Raw genomic sequence first — 14,607 nt, 5'->3', positions numbered from 1 at the left:
AAAGTTCTTCTTCATTACGTGATGAAAGCCACCTGATGCTTGCCATTCTCTCAGCACTTCTGCCGACCTTTGCCCTGATCGTTGTCGGGTATGTGCTGCGCGAACGGCGTTTCCTGCCCGACAGTTTTTGGCCGGGTGCAGAGAAACTGACTTATTTCATCACCTTCCCGGCCCTTCTTTTTTCCAACACCGCCAAAGCAGACCTTGGCAGCCTGCCACTGTTGGGGATTGCGACGGCAATGCTGGGCACGATTGCGATCTGTACCGCACTGATCCTTGTGGTGCGCCCCGTTTTGAAGGTTTCCGCACCAACATTTTCATCGCTGGTGCAAGGCGCCATTCGGCCAAACACCTATATCGGGCTTGCGGTTGCGGCGGCCTTGCTTGGCACACACGGACTAACCGTTACTGCCCTTTGCGTCGCATTGGTCGTGCCGACAGTTAACGTGATCTCTGTTTTGGCCTGCGCGCATCTGGGTGAAAATGATCGCAAGCCCGGCGTTCTGTCATTGCTGCGTGATGTGGCAAAAAATCCGCTTCTGATGGCATGCGTGCTGGGCAGCCTGTTTAACGTTCTGGGAATTGGCTTGCCGCCGATCATTGGACCCTTCCTTGAGGTGCTTGGACGCGCGGCCCTGCCCATCGGGCTTCTTGCCGTTGGCGCCGGGCTTGATCTTTCGGCTGCACGGCGCGCAGGTTTTCCGGTCGGGATTTCAAGTGTTGGAAAACTGGTGTTGAGCCCAGCGATTGCAGCGGGTCTGTGCCTTATGCTGGGACTGCCCGATATCGAACTTGCCGCTGTGGTGCTTTATGCGGCACTGCCCTGCTCTGCCAGTGCTTATGTTCTCGCGCGCCTGATGGGGGGCAATGCGCAGATGATGGCCAGCATCATCACCGTTCACACCCTGCTTGCGATTATCACCATGCCGGTGATCGCCATTTTGACCCAGGTCGTCTGATCGCCGATCGTGTGGCCTTCGTCGCCTGAAACCTGACCGATCAGTCAGGAAATTTGATGCGATTGCATCGGTATTACTGGCAATATTTAACTTTTCGTGACAGGGGCAATTCGTTATGCTCCGCCCGAAATTTTTCAAAGATCATCCAAGGGAAATGTGCAACGCCATGAGCGTCATGGGACCAGCGGCGGATCATTATCCGCACCCACACCTCCTCGGGATCGAGGGTCTGACCCCCGGGGAAATCACCCTTATTCTGGACCGCGCCCAGCACTATGCGGAAAAAAATCGCTCCGCAGACAAGACCAGCAACATTCTGGCCGGCGCGACAGTTGTTAATCTGTTTTACGAAAACTCCACCCGGACGCTGACATCGTTTGAACTGGCGGCCAAACGTCTGGGGGCTGATGTTATCAACATGACGGTTGGCACGAGCTCGGTCAAAAAGGGCGAAACCCTGATTGATACCGCGATGACCCTTAATGCCATGAACCCGGATGCACTGGTTGTTCGCCATGGCGATAGTGGCGCGGTCAAGCTTCTGAGCGAAAAGGTCAATTGTGCGGTTTTGAATGCAGGCGACGGGCGCCACGAACACCCGACCCAGGCTCTTCTTGATGCGCTGACCATTCGCCGCCACAAGGGACGCCTTCATCGCCTGAATGTTGCGATCTGTGGCGATATCGCCCATTCGCGTGTTGCACGTTCCAATATCCTGCTTTTGAATACCATGGGATCGCGCGTGCGCCTTGTCGCCCCGCCAACCCTGATCCCGTCGAAGATCGACCGGATGGGTGTCGAAATTTTCCACAACATGGAAGAAGGCCTGAAAGACTGCGACATCGTCATGATGCTGCGTCTGCAGCTAGAACGCATGGAAGGCAGCTTCATCCCGTCGGTGCGCGAGTACTTCCATTTTCATGGCCTTGACCGTGCGAAGCTTGCCAACGCCAAACCAGATGCCCTGATCATGCATCCCGGCCCGATGAACCGTGGTGTCGAGATCGACAGCGAAGTTGCAGATGACGTTGAACGTTCTGTCATCCGCGAACAGGTCGAAATGGGAGTTGCCGTGCGCATGGCAGCGCTTGAATTGCTTGTGCAGAACCACAGAAAGATCGGAGGTCAGGCATGAGCCCCGCCATTCGCGCCAAAGGTGCCGGCAAAAAAGCCTTCATCAATGCCAGGCTGCTTGATCCGGTCAAACAAACCGATGAAACCGGTGGCCTTCTGATTGAAGATGACACCATCGCCAAAAGTGGCCCGGACATCACCGAAGGTACTGTTCCAGATGGTTTTGAAGTCATTGACCTTGGAGGTGCATGCCTGGCACCGGGGCTAGTTGATATGCGCGCCCAACTGCGTGAACCGGGATTTGAACATCAGGAAACCATCGAAACCGCCGGCAAATCTGCGGCGATCGGTGGCGTTACGACCATTATTGCCCTGCCCAACACCGATCCGGTGATTGATGACGTGGCCGGTGTCGAATTCATTGCCCGTCGTGCCCGCAAGGTTGGCTTGGCCAAGGTATTTGTCTATGGCGCAGTCTCCAAGGGCATCGAGGGGCAGGAAATCACCGAAATGGGCCTGCTTCATCAGGCCGGTGCGGTTGCCTTTTGCGACGGGATCAAGACGATTGCCAGTGCGCGCCTGCTGCGTCAGGCCCTGTCCTATTCCACGTTCTTTGATGGCATGATCGTCCAGCACCCGGAAGAGCCCGAGCTTTCCAAGGGTGCCTCGATGAATAGCGGCGAACTGGCAACCCGCCTTGGCCTTTCCGGGGTGTCACCTCTGGCCGAAGTCATTCAGATCGAACGCGACTTGCGACTGGTTGAAATGACTGGCGGGCGCCTGCATTTTGCCCATATTTCGACCGGTGAATCGGTGGAAGTGATCCGCAAGGCGAAGAAACGCGGGCTTAAAGTCACCTGCGATACCGCACCGCCCTATTTCGCACTGAATGAGAATGCGGTTTCGGATTACCGAACCTTTGCCAAGCTGTCACCGCCGCTTCGCTCCGAAGATGACCGACAGGCGATTGTTGCCGGTCTTGCCGATGGTACGATTGACGCCATTGCGTCGGACCACAACCCGCAAGATGCAGATTCCAAACGCCTGCCCTTTGCGCAGGCCGCTGCCGGTGCGGTCGGGTTTGAAACGCTGCTTCCGATGGCGTTGGAGCTTTATCACAACGGACATATGTCGCTGCTCGATGTGATTACCAAACTGACCCGCACGCCAGCCGAACTGGTTCGCATCAAAGGGGCCGGAACACTGGCAGAAGGAACCGCGGCCGATCTGGTGATCTTTGATCCGGATCGCCCGTGGAAAATTGATCCTTACCAGTTCCATTCGAAATCGAAAAATTCACCCTTTGACGGCCGTCTGACACAGGGACGCGTTCTGCGCACCCTGATCGATGGCCGCGAAGTCTTCTCGGAAGGTGCCTGAAATGGAACTTGATGCCACTTATAAGGCAATGTTGATGTCGCTCCAGGTTGCGACGGTCTGTGGGTACCTGTTGGGCTCCATCCCGTTTGGTCTGGTTCTAACCCGCATGGCAGGGCTTGGCGACATCCGCCAGATTGGTTCAGGCAATATCGGCGCAACCAACGTTCTGCGTACAGGTCGTAAAGGATTGGCCTTCCTGACCCTGATCGGCGATGCGGGCAAAGGCGCCTTTGCCGCACTGCTGTTCACCCACCTTTATGGTGCAGAGCAAGGCATCTTTGCCGGCGGTGCCGCCGTTATTGGCCACATGTTCCCGATTTGGCTGCGTTTCAAGGGCGGCAAAGGGGTCGCCACCACCCTTGGCACGCTTGCCGCCGTCAACTGGATCATGGGCCTTTGTGCGGCGCTGACGTGGTTGGTGATGGCGCTGATTTTCCGGATTTCTTCGCTTTCGGCACTCATCGCCATGATCGCGGCCCCGTTGGCGGCGTTCTTCATCGCCAATGATGCCGGTGCCGGGTGGCTTGGTGTATTCCTGGCTGTGATTGTCTGGCTTGCCCATCACGCCAATATCAGACGCCTGATCCGCGGCGAAGAACCCAAGATCGGCCAGAAGAAAAAGCAGGCTGACGAAGAAACGCCTGCTTCATAGGCGCAAGTCGCCCTTCGAATAGCTTGACGAAATAACGCCCGGATGACCACAATCCGGGCGTTATGCATTTACCCAACCAACAACCATCGCGATTATCGCAATCGGAACGTCTGGCACGCATGCGACTGGCGCGCAGCACCAATGTCGGACCGGTTACCTTTCGCAAATTGCTGGAACGGTTTGGTTCAGGCCGAAATGCCATTGATGCCCTGCCCGATGTCATTGCCCAAGCAAAGGCCACGCGAAAGATCAAGATTGCCGGTCGCGACGAAACAGTTGCGGAAATTGAGGCCGCAAAGGTATCGCGCGCACGACCGATCATTTTCGGCGACCCGGAATATCCGGCCCTTCTGGGGCGGATTGATGATGCGCCGCCCTATTTTTATGCCATCGGACGGATTGAGCTTCTTGGCAAAGCCGCCATCGGGATCGTTGGTGCGCGCAATGCTTCGGCAACGGGATGCGGATTTGCCCGTAAAATCAGTCATGAGCTCGTAAACGCGGGCTATGTCGTCGTGTCAGGTATGGCACGCGGCATCGATGGGGCGGCCCATGCGGCGGCCTTGCAAAGCAAACATGATGCAGGCGGCGGTACGATTGCTGTTCTGGGTGGCGGCGTGGATGTCGTTTATCCCCGCGAACATCAGGACCTTTATGCACAACTCTGCGAACAGGGGTGCGTGGTTTCAGAAATGCCCCCCGGCCTCCAACCACAGGCAAGGCACTTTCCGCGCCGTAACCGCATCATTTCCGGACTGTCTTTGGGAACGGTTGTCATCGAGGCCGGGCGGAATTCCGGATCGCTTATCACCGCCCGCTTTGCCGCCGAACAAGGGCGCGATGTGTTTGCCGTTCCGGGCTCCCCGACCGACCCACGCGCAGCTGGTCCGAACAGCTTGATCCGTGATGGTGCAATCTTGTGCGACTCTGCCGATGTAATTCTGGATGCCCTTCGAACCGCCGAGCAAAACAGTCATCTGTTTGAACAAAATCACACCTTCAACACAGCTGCGCGCGACGCACGCTCTGACACCTCAGCCGAGGCATATCAGGAAATAACGGCATCACTGGAAAAAGATGCGGTCATTCTTGGTGAAAAGAAAACCCGTCAATCAATTGAATTAGAAGAATTTTCTGACGAAACCGACACCAAGGAAGACTCCGACAAAGAGTTGGAAAAACTCTTTGATTTGCTATCTGCTAGCCCCCTTCTGATTGATGAGCTCATTCGGACGTCTGACTTGCCCGCCGAGCAGGTTTCGACAATTTTGATTGAGCTCGAACTTGCAGGAAGGGTTGAACGTCACCCCGGAAATAGGGTATCGCGTATCGCCAAATGAGAGTCGCGTCGGATATGGATGTGACAAATATTGTTGTGATTTGCCGCAATTTGCGCAATTTGATCTGAAAAACAGCGACACACTATAATATATGTGTGCAGACTTTCAGGTTACGGACCACACAGCATAATGACCGCCTTCGGGCGCAAGAACCGGACACGAAAAACGTAATGAATCTTGTCATCGTCGAATCCCCGGCCAAAGCCAAGACGATCAATAAATATCTCGGCGACGATTATAAGGTGCTGGCCTCGTTTGGTCATATCCGCGATCTGCCGTCCAAGGATGGTTCGGTTGATACCGACAATGATTTTGCAATGGTCTGGGAAACCGATGGCCGTTCCGAAAAGCAGATCAAGGAAATTGCTTCGGCGGCACGTGACTCTGACACCATCTACCTCGCGACTGACCCGGATCGCGAAGGTGAAGCCATTTCCTGGCACATTCTTGAAGTTCTCGAGCAGAAAAAGCTGCTCCGCGGTCGCGATGTCCATCGCGTTGTGTTTCACGAGATCACCAAGAAAGCCGTAACCGAAGCCATCGCCAATCCGCGCGAGCTCAATCAGGAACTGGTGGATGCCTATCTGGCGCGCCGTGCACTTGATTATCTTGTCGGCTTTAACCTGTCGCCGGTTCTGTGGCGCAAATTGCCCGGTTCGCGTTCGGCAGGCCGCGTGCAATCAGTTGCGCTCCGCCTGATTTGCGAACGCGAGATTGAGATAGAAGCCTTCAAACCGGACGAATACTGGTCGCTTGAGGCTGGCTTTGCCGTTCCCGAGGGCAAGTTTTCCGCACGCCTGACCCATCTGAATGGCGAAAAGCTTGATAAGCTGGCACTTGGTGATGAAAGTGCTGCCAAGATCGCCAAGGAAAAGGTCGAAAGCCGCAGCTACACCGTTTCAAAGGTTGAGCGCAAAGACGTCAAACGGCGTCCGCAGCCGCCTTTCACTACATCGACCCTGCAGCAGGAAGCATCGCGTAAACTTGGCTTTGGCGCGAAACGCACCATGCAGCTTGCGCAGCGCCTTTATGAAGGTGTCGATATCGGTGGCGAAACGGTTGGTCTGATCACCTATATGCGTACCGATGCCGTGGTGCTTTCACAGGAAGCACTCGCCGCCGCACGCCGTCTGATTGGCAAGGATTACGGTGATCAATACCTTCCGGCCAATGCGCGCAGCTTTGCCAACAAGGCCAAGAACGCCCAGGAAGCCCACGAAGCTGTTCGCCCGACCGATCTGTTCCGTCGTCCGGAACAGGTTTCGCGTCACCTTGATAAGGACCAGTTGGCGCTTTACACCCTGATCTGGAAACGTACCGTGGCGTGTCAGATGGAAGACGCCCGTTTCGATCAGGTCGCAGTCGATCTGTCATCGAATGACAATCACGTGGTTCTGCGTGCAAATGGTTCTGTTGTGAAGTTTGACGGCTTCCTGAAACTTTATCAGGAAGGCAAGGATGACGAGGCCGAAGACGAAAATGATCGTCGCCTGCCGCCGTTAAAAGAAGGCCAGAAGCCCGACCTTGGCAAAGTCAGCATTGATCAGCACTTCACCCAGCCCCCGCCCCGCTATACCGAGGCGAGCCTGGTCAAGAAGATGGAAGAACTCGGCATTGGTCGTCCGTCGACCTATGCGTCGATCATTTCGGTTCTTCAGGACAGGAACTATGTGTTGCTGGAACGTCGCCGTTTCGTCGCACAGGACCGTGGCCGTCTGGTAACCGCCTTCCTGTCGAAGTTCTTTGAACGCTATGTGCAGTACAACTTCACGGCCGATCTGGAAAACCAGCTTGATGAAGTTTCGATGGGCAAGCTGGAATGGAAAGACGTTCTCAAGGATTTCTGGAAGTCGTTCAAAGGCAATGTCGACGAGGCCAAGGAACTCAAGATCACTGACGTCCTTGATGCCCTTCAGGTAATGCTGGAAAACTACCTGTTCCCGCCCCGCGAAGACGGAACAGACCCGCATAAATGCCCGAAATGCACCGATGGAACGCTGAGCCTCAAGCTCGGCAAGTTTGGCGCCTTCCTTGGTTGTTCGAACTATCCGGAATGCAATTATACCCGGCCGCTCGTTGCCAATGAAAACGGATCCGAGTCCGAACTTGATTCCGGCCCCAAGGTCCTTGGCATTGACAAGGAAACCGGCAAGGAAATTACCCTTCGCAAAGGCCCGTATGGCGTTTACGTCCAGCTGGGTGAGGAAGAGGAAGTCGAAGGCAAGAACGGCAAGCCGAAAAAGGTCAAACCGAAACGCACATCCCTGCCAAAGGGGTTGGAGCCATCTGTTGTTGACCTGACAAAGGCCGAGGAACTCCTGACCCTGCCACGTGTTGTCGGGATTTACCCCGACACTGGCGAGGAAATGAAGGCCAATATCGGCCGTTTCGGCCCATACGTTCAGGCAGGCAGTATTTTTGCCTCTCTCAAGGCCGACGATGATGTTCTGACGATCGGTGAAAACCGCGCGATCACGCTGATTGCCGACAAGCGCGAAAAGGCCGGTACCGAAATTGGCAAGCATCCCGATGATGGTGAACCGATCTTTGTCGCCGTTGGCCGCTGGGGACCGTTTGTTAAGCACAAGAAAACCATCGCCAATATCCGCGATGTAGAACGTGATGACATCACCCTTGAAATGGCCATCAAAGCCATCAAGGAAAAGGAAGCCAAGTCGGGCAAAACGACCAAGGCCGCGACCAAGAAAACGGCAACGGCGAAGAAAAAAGCCCCTGCGAAAAAGAAAACGGCTGCAAAGAAGCCCGCAGCGAAGAAGACAACCACGAAAAAGGCGGCGGCGAATTAATCGCCGCCTTCCTTTTCTCTGGAATACCTATGAAAGGACGCCGCAACGTTGGCGAACGATACAGAAGACAAAAAACACTTCCCCACCAAGGAAGAGATTATCGAATTCATCGATATGAGCCCGACACCGGTTGGGAAGCGCGAAATTGCGCGCGCCTTTAACATTAAGGGCGCAGCCAAGATCGAACTCAAAAAGATCCTGAAAGACCTTAAAATTGGCGGCGATGTCGTCAAGGGCCGTCGGCGTTTTGACAAACCCGATCGCCTGCCCCCGGTTGAAGTTCTGGAAATCACCGGCGTTGATGACGACGGTGAAGTTCTGGCCAAACCGAATGTCTGGAAACACGAATACGAACCGCCGCTGATTGTTGTGAAATCAATTCGTCGTGGCGGCCCAAGTGCGCCAGGCATTGGTGACAAGATTCTCGCCAAGCTGCGCTACACCGGCAAGCATACCTACGAAGCCAGCATCATGCGGGTCCTTGGGAGCGGGCCACAGCGCGTCTTGGGACTTTATCGCCCCAATGAACGCGAAGGCCGCGTTGTGCCCACAGATCGCAAGGATAGCGGCGAGATCGCGGTCCCGCTTGACGACCATCCTGATCTTGAAAGCGGCGCACTGGTTCTGACCGAAATTTTGCCGGGCAAACATTTTGGGCTGCGCAAGGGTCGGATTACCGAGGTTCTTGGCAACATCAATGAACCCAAATCCATCAGCCTTGTATCGATCCATGCGCGCGGCATTCCGTTTGAATTCCCGCCGGAAGTCGAACTTCAGGCGCGCGAGTCCAAGGCCACACCACTGGGTAAACGCACTGATCTGCGCGACATCCCGCTGGTCACCATTGATGGCGCCGATGCGCGTGACTTTGACGATGCTGTCTGGGCCGAAGCCGACCCCGATCCCGCCAATGAAGGCGGCTGGCACATCATGGTCGCGATTGCTGATGTGTCCTGGTATGTGCGCCCGGGTGATGCCCTTGATCGCGAAGCGGTCAAACGCGGCAATAGCTGCTATTTCCCGGACCGTGTGGTGCCGATGTTGCCGTTTGAGCTTTCGAACGGCTGGTGTTCGCTTGTCCCGCATGAAGATCGCGGCTGCATGGCGGTTGAAATGTGGCTGGATAAACACGGCCACAAACTGCGTCACAAGTTCTGCCGCGGGATGATGAAGTCCGCCGCCCGCCTGACCTATGATCAGGTTCAGCGCGCCATGGACGGCCAGCCAGACGACACCACCGGTCCGCTGATTGATACCATCATCAAACCGCTGTATGGCGCTTTCAACGCGTTTTTGGAAGCACGCAAGAAACGTGGCGTGCTCGAGCTTGATGTGCCCGAACGCAAGATCGAGCTGAATGACAGCGGACAGATCGTCGCCATTGCACCGCGTGCACGGTTTGACAGTCACAAGCTGATCGAAGAATTCATGATCGCAGCCAATGTCTGTGCTGCTGAGGAACTTGAACGTATCAAGCAGCCCTGCATGTATCGTATCCACGATGCACCGAGTGAGGAGAAGCTTGAAGCGTTGCACGAATTCCTTGAAGGCGCTGGCTATAAGCTGAACAAGGCATCGGTCCTGAAACCGCGTGATTTCAACCGCATTCTTGAACTGGCCAAGGACACGCCAGAGTCTGAGCTGATCAACACGGTCGTGCTGCGCAGCCAGTCACAGGCCATGTACAGCCCCGACAATATCGGGCACTTCGGCCTTGCACTGAAACGGTATGCGCACTTCACCTCCCCGATCCGGCGCTATGCCGACCTTCTGGTCCATCGTGCATTGATCGCTGGCCTTAAACTTGGTGAAGGCGGTTTGACGCCGGAAGAAGGCGAACGGTTCGAACAGATTGGCGAGGACATCTCGGGCACCGAACGACGGGCGGCCATGGCCGAACGCGATGCGGTTGACCGTTATGTCGCTGCCTATATGTCCGACAAGGTCGGGGCGGAGTTCCCCGGCAAGATTTCTGGCGTCACCCACTTTGGTCTGTTTGTTTCATTGAACGAAACAGGTGCAGACGGGCTGGTTCCGATATCCACCCTGCCCGACGACTATTACTTCCATGACGCGGCGAGCCACGCACTTGTCGGGCAAAATCGCGGCAAGAAGTTCCAGCTGGGTGATACGGTTGTCGTCAGGATCGCCGATGCCGATGCGGCCACCGGATCATTGGCATTGCGACTGGCAGAACACGCCGACATTACCGCCCGCGACCTGGTTGAACGGCCACGTGGACGTCGTGGTGCGGGCAAACGGCGTGGCAGCCCCGGCGACCGCAGCCATCGCCATGGCAGCAAGCCCGGTTTCCGATCCGGGCCGCGGGACGCAAATGGCCCGGCTGGATCGTCTGCGACCAAGTCCAAAGGCAAGAAAGCAGCGGCAAAGAAAAAGACCACACCGAAAAAGCAGCGCAAGCTGGTGGCATCCAACCGGGCGGCGCGCAACGCCCCCAAACAGGGCCCGAAGTCGGATTAGACCGAACTGCCAACACAAACAACCAAAGGCGGCCGATATGGCCGCCTTTTTCTTTTCGATACCAACGCTCCACCAAAGGCTCAGAGCATGGTTTCGATGAATTTCGCCAGATGTTCAGCGGTTTGCTTGCCCTTGTTGCTGATGATCGCAACGTTTTCAGGCAGGCCTTCAAGATCGGGATGCGACGCATCGAAACTCGTCAACAGACCAAGCTTTTTGTCTGACAGGGTTTTCATCGCTGCCAAGGCACGGATCAGTTCGATCCCACTAAGCCCATCAAGCACAGCCGCGGTAATGACGGCATCCGGGCGCGATTGAACCACCGTTTCGAACGCCTCGACAGCCGAACGGGCCGTGATGGTGCGAAAACCCTTTTCACGCAGTGCACGCTGCAAAAAATGCCCCTGAACAGCGGTCGCGGTGACCAGAAGGACTTCCTTATCCTGCGCAACCGCAACTTCGGATGCATCACCCTGCTCATCGGCCTTGGCACTGCGGGTCGGCAGGGAACGCAGAATACGGGTTTCTTCTTCGGCCTGGGGGTTGGTGCCACTTTCGATGATTTCGCGGATCCAGCTGGTGAAATCCACCAGCGATGCAGCTTCGAGATCATCAATTTCGCTCAGTTCGGCAATATAATCTTCAAGCCGATGCGCAATCGCGCCCACCAGCGGGAAGCCGAATGATCCGGCAAGTCCTTTGACAGTGTGCGCTTCGCGCCGCAGTTCGGCAATTCCCGGTCCGGCTTCGTCCATTCCGCCGGCGACACGATCAATCGTGGTTTCAATACGATCAATGCGTTCGATCGTGTCCTCAATGAAGTCCTGTTTCAGACCGGCAATGACTGCGTCTGCACTTCCCACTGGGCACTCCCTTGGCAACTGTTCGATCAAGCAAATGTGACCCTATATACGCCCCTGAGGTGAATAGGCATGGCCGATTTTACTTGCTTGCGCAACCGAACATCATGATGATGGCGTACAGTCTCAATGCCTGTTTTCGCCACACGGATCAAGAGGGCGCTGAGATATGACAGGAGTTAATTTTATACATGAATGCCCCACACGATATTTCTCCCGAAACAAATGCCACCACCAGCAACCAAAGCAGCGGTCGACTGATGACCGGTTTGCGTCGCGGATTTCGCCGCAAATGCCCGAATTGCGGGCACGGTTTTGCTTTTGGCGGCTATCTGAAGCTTCGTTCCGAGTGTGATGTTTGCAATCACCCGATCGGTGAATATCGTTGTGATGATGCCCCACCCTACTTCACGATCTTTCTGGTCGGACACATCGTGGTTCCGGGTGCCTTGGCGATGGAGCAGAATTTCAGCCCGTCCATGGCGTTGCAACTTTCGATCTGGCTTCCGGCCACAGTCGCATTATGCCTTGGCTTTTTGCCCTTTATCAAAGGGGCTGTTCTTGGCACTCAATGGGCCATGCGCATCAAAGGATAGTCGTTGGCAGAATGCCAATTTTTCCAGTAGAATGTGTAGGTTATCTCGCCTGAATTAACCGGATTGTTTAATTGGTCGCACTTCGCGTAGCACAGAATACATATGACAATCCCGACGCAGGAGTGCGACGTTTGCGGCGCATCTGTGTTGCAGTCGGGTTATGTGTATTGCAGGCTGCCTGTGCCAGTTCCGACAGGATGGCTGTGACCTCCCCTGATGACCCACAAACGCGCGAACTGATTTCTCAAACAATCGAACTTGTCGCAACCCGCTATATCGATCCGATCAGCCGTGAGCAGATCCTGGTGAGCACCCTTGATGGGCTCTCATCGATTGACGAAAACATTCGCGTCGACATCACCCCGACTGATCTGGTCTTGCAATATGATGACCGAACGGTCGGCAAAATTGCCCTGCCGGCGTCATCCGACGTCATGGCGGATCACGAAAATCTTCAGATCTGGTCCGAAATCACGCTCACCGGATTGGCAAGATACCGGGCACATTCGGCCAAACTGCGCAGCACGGACACCAAAGACGTCGAGTCTGCCCTGATCAGTGGCGCAATCCGCAATCTGGACCGTTACAGCCGCTATGAGGGGCCGGTACGTGCAGAAAACGCGCGCAACCGTCGTGACGGCTACATTGGCATCGGCGTTCGTGTCGTTGGCGGAAGTGGTTACCCTGTTGTCAAACTTGTTCATGCGGAAAGCCCGGCTGCGCGTGCCGGACTGCATCCCGGCGATCAGATCCTGACGGTCAATGGCGAGGACATGTATGGCAAAGCCAGTCGCTATGCTGCAGACCTGCTGCATGGCGAAGAAGGAACATCTGTCCTGCTTGAGGTGAATGCAGCCAAAAGCAACGCCATCACCCCGATGGAGATACTGCGTGAACGGGTGATTGACCGGACAGTATTCGATGATGTCCGTGACAATATCCTGATTGCGCGTGTCAGCAGCTTCAACTCGGCAACCGCGTCAACGCTTGCCGACAGCATCATGAAGGCGAAACTTTATGATGGTGGCCTTCACGGTGTTATTCTCGACCTTCGTGGAAACCGTGGCGGACTCCTGCAACAAGGCGTTGCCGTGGCTGACCTGTTTCTGGCCGATGGTCCGATCGGAAAGACATTTTCCCGTGTCACAGCCGCACGTCACATATTCAAGGCAGAAACCGGCGATTTGACCAATGGCGCGCCGCTGGTTGTCCTGATTGACGGGCGTACAGCCTCGTCTGCGGAACTGGTCGCAGCAGCCCTTCAGGATCGCCATCGTGCCGTGCTGATCGGGTCCACAAGCTTTGGCAAGGGGTCCGTTCAGGCAATCAATGATCTGCCCAACCATGGCACATTGACTTTTACCTGGTCGCGCATGACAGCCCCTTCTGGATACACCTTTGACAGAATCGGTCTTTTCCCGGCCATCTGCACGAAATCGGGCACAGGTAGCACCGCTATTCACAAGGTGGCAAACGCCCTGTCACAGCGTGATGAGACCGCCTCGGTGATGATGAAATGGCGTAAGCTGGACTATCAGGACGAAAAGAGCCGCCGTGAGCTGCGCAGCGTTTGTCCGGCCAGTACAAATGGCGAAACATTTGATGTCGAAGTTGCACTTGAGCTGCTGAAAAATAACCGTGAATACAAGAATCTGGCCTATGTCGGACAAGAGGAAATCGCCGATACTTTTGCCAGCCAATAAAATTGCATTCTTTTTTCCAAAATGGCTTGACACTCTGCCGATAACCTTTATGTTCCGCCGCCTGAGATACACCTGAACACAGGATGCAGAGACATGGCGAAGCCCGCTTCGATCCTCGTAAAGTTGGTAAGCACCGCAGACACCGGTTACTTCTATGTTGTTAAGAAGAACCCGCGGAATACCACCGAGAAATTCCAGTTTCGCAAGTACGACCCGGTCGTGCGTAAGCACGTCGTGTTCAAAGAAGCGAAAATGAAGTAATCTGGTTCTTCGGAATCTGATTGCAAAGATTTAAAAAAGACGTGTCCTTCGGGACACGTCTTTTTTTGTTTGTACTTGCCTGTTTCAGGTTAAATGCCAACACGTCCTACAATATCACCCAAAGCGTCTGTATCCCGCCGCAGCAAGCAGCAACCAGCCACCAATAAAGGCAAAACCGCCAATCGGGGCCACTGCACCAAACGCAGAAATGCCGCCAAAGGCAATGGCGTACAAAGACCCGCAGAAGAAAATGATCCCGACAAGCATTGCATAGGCGGCAATGCGCAGGAACTTCTCATCGGGCACATGATGAACCAGACCGGCAATTGCGGCCAGGGCAACAGCATGCACGAGCTGATAATGCGCGCCCTTCTCGACCAGGCCGCGTGCATAATCCATTTCGCTTCCAGCCATGCCATGGGCGGCAAACGCCCCCAACGCAACCGCCATCGCACCATTCAGTCCGGCCATAACCACAGAAATACGCATCAGAG

At 55.2% G+C, this 14,607-nt stretch carries 12 protein-coding genes; 10 read left to right on the top strand and 2 right to left on the bottom strand.

Annotated elements, in window-relative coordinates:
• The first annotated feature begins 35 nt into the window (after positions 1-35).
• From DY252_RS11525 to rnr, 7 genes are all read left to right on the top strand, one after another.
• Entirely contained in the window at positions 36-959 is a 924-nt protein-coding gene (locus DY252_RS11525) for an AEC family transporter (protein WP_064789628.1), read from the top strand.
• A 175-nt stretch (positions 960-1,134) separates the two neighbouring features.
• Positions 1,135-2,094 carry an aspartate carbamoyltransferase catalytic subunit gene (locus tag DY252_RS11520; RefSeq protein ID WP_086013196.1) on the top strand — a complete coding sequence of 320 codons (960 nt, stop codon included), beginning with the start codon at positions 1,135-1,137 and terminating at the stop codon, positions 2,092-2,094.
• A complete protein-coding gene (locus DY252_RS11515; protein WP_064789627.1) occupies positions 2,091-3,413 on the top strand; it encodes a dihydroorotase in 1,323 nt (440 codons plus the stop codon). The genes DY252_RS11520 and DY252_RS11515 overlap by 4 nt, the downstream gene beginning before the upstream one ends.
• A gap of 1 nt (position 3,414) precedes the next feature.
• Positions 3,415-4,065 (top strand): glycerol-3-phosphate 1-O-acyltransferase PlsY, encoded by a 651-nt coding sequence (gene plsY, locus DY252_RS11510; protein WP_082923540.1) that lies wholly within the window; start codon positions 3,415-3,417, stop codon positions 4,063-4,065.
• Positions 4,066-4,127: 62 nt separating this feature from the next.
• Positions 4,128-5,405, top strand: coding sequence for a DNA-processing protein DprA (dprA, locus tag DY252_RS11505; protein ID WP_342768631.1), 1,278 nt, complete (start codon positions 4,128-4,130; stop codon positions 5,403-5,405).
• 170 nt (positions 5,406-5,575) lie between these two features.
• A complete protein-coding gene (topA, locus tag DY252_RS11500; RefSeq protein WP_064789625.1) occupies positions 5,576-8,212 on the top strand; it encodes a type I DNA topoisomerase in 2,637 nt (878 codons plus the stop codon).
• Positions 8,213-8,260: 48 nt separating this feature from the next.
• Positions 8,261-10,693: a ribonuclease R gene (rnr, locus tag DY252_RS11495; protein WP_082923539.1), complete on the top strand. Its 2,433-nt coding sequence runs from the start codon at positions 8,261-8,263 to the stop codon at positions 10,691-10,693.
• Positions 10,694-10,773: 80 nt separating this feature from the next.
• Here rnr and DY252_RS11490 read toward each other — a convergent pair whose 3' ends face one another.
• Positions 10,774-11,556, bottom strand: a complete 783-nt coding sequence (locus DY252_RS11490; protein WP_064789624.1) for an Hpt domain-containing protein — start codon at positions 11,554-11,556, stop codon at positions 10,774-10,776.
• Positions 11,557-11,744: 188 nt separating this feature from the next.
• On the opposite strand from DY252_RS11490, the gene DY252_RS11485 reads away from it, so the two are divergent.
• The 3 genes from DY252_RS11485 (at position 11,745) to rpmG (ending at position 14,113) form a co-directional block, all read left to right on the top strand.
• On the top strand, positions 11,745-12,149 hold the full coding sequence (locus tag DY252_RS11485) for a DUF983 domain-containing protein (protein ID WP_064780928.1): 405 nt from the start codon (positions 11,745-11,747) through the stop codon (positions 12,147-12,149).
• Positions 12,150-12,346: 197 nt separating this feature from the next.
• The gene (locus DY252_RS11480; protein WP_064789623.1) at positions 12,347-13,852 is read left to right on the top strand and encodes a S41 family peptidase; all 1,506 of its coding nucleotides are present in this window, start codon (positions 12,347-12,349) and stop codon (positions 13,850-13,852) included.
• 93 nt (positions 13,853-13,945) lie between these two features.
• On the top strand, positions 13,946-14,113 hold the full coding sequence (gene rpmG, locus DY252_RS11475; protein ID WP_008890790.1) for a 50S ribosomal protein L33: 168 nt from the start codon (positions 13,946-13,948) through the stop codon (positions 14,111-14,113).
• A 114-nt stretch (positions 14,114-14,227) separates the two neighbouring features.
• On the opposite strand, the gene DY252_RS11470 is transcribed toward rpmG, so the two are convergent.
• Positions 14,228-14,602: a DUF423 domain-containing protein gene (locus DY252_RS11470; RefSeq protein WP_064789622.1), complete on the bottom strand. Its 375-nt coding sequence runs from the start codon at positions 14,600-14,602 to the stop codon at positions 14,228-14,230.
• Positions 14,603-14,607 lie beyond the last annotated feature (5 nt).

It is taken from the genome of Thalassospira indica (assembly GCF_003403095.1).
In the GTDB taxonomy this organism is placed as follows: Bacteria; Pseudomonadota; Alphaproteobacteria; order Rhodospirillales; family Thalassospiraceae; genus Thalassospira; species Thalassospira indica.
This window is presented reverse-complemented; position numbering and strand designations above follow the sequence as displayed.

Coding starts and splice junctions, on each gene's coding strand:
- DY252_RS11525 (WP_064789628.1), top strand. CDS start 36: ATGCTTGCCATTCTCTCAGCACTTCTGCCGACCTTTGCCCTGATCGTT.
- DY252_RS11520 (WP_086013196.1), top strand. CDS start 1,135: ATGGGACCAGCGGCGGATCATTATCCGCACCCACACCTCCTCGGGATC.
- DY252_RS11515 (WP_064789627.1), top strand. CDS start 2,091: ATGAGCCCCGCCATTCGCGCCAAAGGTGCCGGCAAAAAAGCCTTCATC.
- plsY (WP_082923540.1), top strand. CDS start 3,415: ATGGAACTTGATGCCACTTATAAGGCAATGTTGATGTCGCTCCAGGTT.
- dprA (WP_342768631.1), top strand. CDS start 4,128: ATGCATTTACCCAACCAACAACCATCGCGATTATCGCAATCGGAACGT.
- topA (WP_064789625.1), top strand. CDS start 5,576: ATGAATCTTGTCATCGTCGAATCCCCGGCCAAAGCCAAGACGATCAAT.
- DY252_RS11485 (WP_064780928.1), top strand. CDS start 11,745: ATGAATGCCCCACACGATATTTCTCCCGAAACAAATGCCACCACCAGC.
- DY252_RS11480 (WP_064789623.1), top strand. CDS start 12,347: ATGGCTGTGACCTCCCCTGATGACCCACAAACGCGCGAACTGATTTCT.
- rpmG (WP_008890790.1), top strand. CDS start 13,946: ATGGCGAAGCCCGCTTCGATCCTCGTAAAGTTGGTAAGCACCGCAGAC.
- DY252_RS11470 (WP_064789622.1), bottom strand. CDS start 14,602: ATGCGTATTTCTGTGGTTATGGCCGGACTGAATGGTGCGATGGCGGTT.